The 3,502-nt window shown below is 41.3% G+C and carries 1 protein-coding gene; it reads left to right on the top strand.

The genetic code is table 11. The features are described from left to right. Positions 1-383 precede the first annotated feature (383 nt). Entirely contained in the window at positions 384-3,341 is a 2,958-nt protein-coding gene (locus D0T56_RS11180) for a zinc-dependent metalloprotease (protein ID WP_163320243.1), read from the top strand. Positions 3,342-3,502 lie beyond the last annotated feature (161 nt).

The raw sequence follows: 3,502 nt of genomic DNA, 5'->3' as shown, positions 1-3,502 counted from the left end.
GGTCACAGAAAGCCTTTTTGATTCCTTTTGAGGCTTTGGTCAATTAACAATCGAGGAGCGAAGGCGACTCAAAAGGAATGCAAGGAATTTTAATTCCGCGCAGTGTATTATATAAAACCTGTGGTGTATTTAGATGATAAAAGATAACTAATTGAAATATAACACATATTTAATATTGTCATTGAGTCGCCTTCGCTCCTCGAACGTTGTTTCTGAGTAAAACGAAGGATCTGGATTTTTTAGATGTTTGAGTCGCCTACGCTACTCGATTGTTCCTTTTTGCAACTTTTTGACACCAAAAAGTTGAATGTAGAAAAAATTAACATAATCAACAAACGTATAATCTATATATAAGATTATTCAATATAAACTATATAATAAGTATGAAAATTAAATCATTGTTATCTATTCTGTTTTTGTTTTGTTCAATGTTGGCTTATGGTCACGAAATAGATAATGATCTGGGGAAAAAAGTTGTTTTTTATTTCGATGATATACAAATAAATAAATCACCTTTGAAAAATTTGAAAGGGCAAAAAATTTCAATTCCTCAAAAAGATGGAACGACGGTTGCTTTTTTGCTCAAAGAAAATCTATTGTCGGGAAAAAGCTCTTTGGTGCAAACCTATGACGGGGTGTCGGAAGATGGAAAACAGGTAATGAAACTTTCGGTGTTTGCAGACAAGGTAGAGGCTTTTGTTTCGTCGGGCAATGGGTATTGGGTGTTTGAACCCGAAAATATAGAGGAAAATGTTTACCGCATATATGATATTTCGGAAATCTCTCATTCTTCATTGCATTGCAGCGTCGACGAAAATGCGTTTGAGCATTTCAAGGAAACGCTGGAGCAGGTGAAGCTGAAAAGCGAAACTGCCGTAACCCGTTTCCCGATAGGGGATAATCTTCGTGTGTTCAGGTTGGCGGCGGCATCGACAGGAGAGATGGTTTCTTTTTACGGATCGAAAGATAATGTGAAAGCGCAAATAGTGTCGATCATACAGGCAGTCAATTTGATTTATGAACAAGAATTGGCAATAAGTTTCAGTTTGATAGAGCCTACAATGGACGGGACAATTATTTTTCAAAATTCATCAACAGATCCGTTTACCCCCAATTCCGGATTTGCCAGCGCAGCCGCGTCGCAATCGGGTTTCAATAAAATGAATTCGCAGGGAATATTATTATACGAACAATACGACGTAGGGCATACCTTCCATACCTTGTCGGGCGTAAGTGGGGCTTACAGCGTCAGGGGAGAAGCCGGTCCAAGTCCTTGCATCAACGGCAACAAAGCTACGGGTTGGACAGATTGGACAATGGGTAGCCCGTTGGGAGCAATTGTGTCCGTGTTTGCACATGAGGTAGGTCATCAGTTTACGGCTTGGCATACTTATAATGCGAATGGAGGTACGGAATCCAATCCTACTTTTTGTGTTGATGGGTGGAGTAATACCCACGCTGTGGAGCCGGGAGGAGGTAGCACGATGATGGCTTACGGAAACAATTGCCAGCATCCGCAAAATCAATCGCTTACGGGCGAGAATAAGCTAAGCTATTTCCATTCGAAAAGTATCGATGCGATCAATTATTATATCAGTACATCTGCAACTTGTTATACATTGAAAGCCACAGGTAATACGCCTCCAACGGTGTATGCAGGAGAGGATATCACTATTCCGAAGGCTACTCCGTTCTGGCTGAACGGGCAGGCATCGGATGCCGACGGCGATGTGTTGACCTATACTTGGGAGCAGTATGACGCAGCCACTACCTCCGATATGGGAGCTTTAGGAACAATTGTCGGAGCAGGAGGGTATGATGCGGTACACAGTCAGACGGCTCCCCTGTTCAGAAGTGAGAAATCAAGTTCGCCCGACAGGACATTTCCGAAGTTGAAATTCGTACTGAATGACCGGAATGTCCCCGACAATCTGGAAGGAGAAGCCTTGCCCGAAGTTGCCCGGAAAATGAAATTCCGATTTACGGCAAAAGACGGAAGAGCAGGTATCGATATGGGAGAATTAACCGTCTCTGTCAGTGAGGCGGGTCCGTTGCGATTAACCTATCCCAATGGCGGAGAAAACGTAATTGCTAACACGCAACAGCAAATAAAATGGGATGTGAATTCGACAAATACGTTGAGCGAAAGGGTGAGTGTCTTGTTGTCTGTGGACGGAGGTTTTTCTTTCCCTTATGTTCTGGCGGAAAATATTCCGAATAATGGAGAATGTACGGTGACAATTCCAACCGTTGTGCAAACAACAAAAGCGAGGGTTAAGGTTGTGGCGATATTGAGTCCTAACGCGCATTTTTTTGATATTTCAGATGCCGACTTTACGCTGGAGTCCGATTGTAAGGCATATGCCAGCGAGCCGTGTATGCCGGACGCTCTCAGTTTGGAGGTGGGAAGTGAAGAGCTGGATTTGCAGTTGGCAGCTGGCAGTCCAAATGATATAATAAACTCTTTTGATCTGCAGATATCAGATGTTTTAAGGGCTTTGTATGTATATGAGAATCAGAATTTGCAGGGATGTTACAGGCCGTTAGGTTATGACGCCTCAAACCTATGCGTATTCAGGGTTTCCGAGTCCGGGCAATATACTTTGACTAATGATACTCAGGGACAGTTGATTATGATGCTGTTCAATTCGGATGATATTTCGTGTGAAAGTTTTGTTGCGGCCAATGCCTTTCATTCGGGAGGCGACATGTTCAGCTATAAACACACAATGACTGTGTATTTGGAGAAATGTGTGAATTACTACTTCTATGGAATGAATTTTCAGGAAACGGGCGATTATCTCATCTCTATACAGGGCGATGGGCATGTTTTGGAAGAATATGCAACACCCGAAGGAACAAAATATACCTATATAGCCGTTGACGAAAAAGACAACCTGATTAAGTCCGTGAATCCCGGAGCCGACTTCAGGGAATTGCCAAAAGGTGATTATCGGGTGTATGGGGTGTCGTATTCAGAAAGCGAAAACGAATCGGACTTTTATAACAAAACGTTGACAACCGTTTTGCAATACTATTGCGCATTGCAAAGTAATCAATATGTAAAACTAAATGTCTACGACCAGTCGGGTATAAAAGATGAAGCCAACGATGAGGATATTGTTCTTTATCCGTCTCCTGTGAAAAATGAGCTATATATAAAGTCGGATCACAATATACTATCTGCGGAAATATATAGCCTTTCGGGACAGAAATTATTTTCGCAACAAAACATTTCCGACGGTAAAATAGATATACAAAACCTGATTCCGGGTGTATATATAATCAAGCTGATTGATGATTCGGAGCATGAATATACAATGAGAATTGTGAAGGAATAACCCCTTGCCGGAGTTTTTATCGGGATGGAGAGAAAATAAAATGAAATATTCAAGTAAAAGAAAATCATCTAGTTGTGTAAAATGAGTAAAAATAATTTGAATTTTTGTTGTAAATAATTTGGATTGTGTTGTAAAGTGTTTTACTTTTGCACCCGCTTCCT

The organism is Dysgonomonas sp. 520 (assembly GCF_010501095.1).
GTDB lineage: Bacteria > Bacteroidota > Bacteroidia > Bacteroidales > Dysgonomonadaceae > QVMP01.
The sequence above is the reverse complement of the archived record's forward strand: the minus strand, read 5'-3'. Positions and strand labels throughout refer to the sequence as shown.

Excerpts from the sequence above, each read along its gene's own strand:
- D0T56_RS11180 (WP_163320243.1), top strand. The coding sequence starts at position 384 with ATGAAAATTAAATCATTGTTATCTATTCTGTTTTTGTTTTGTTCAATG.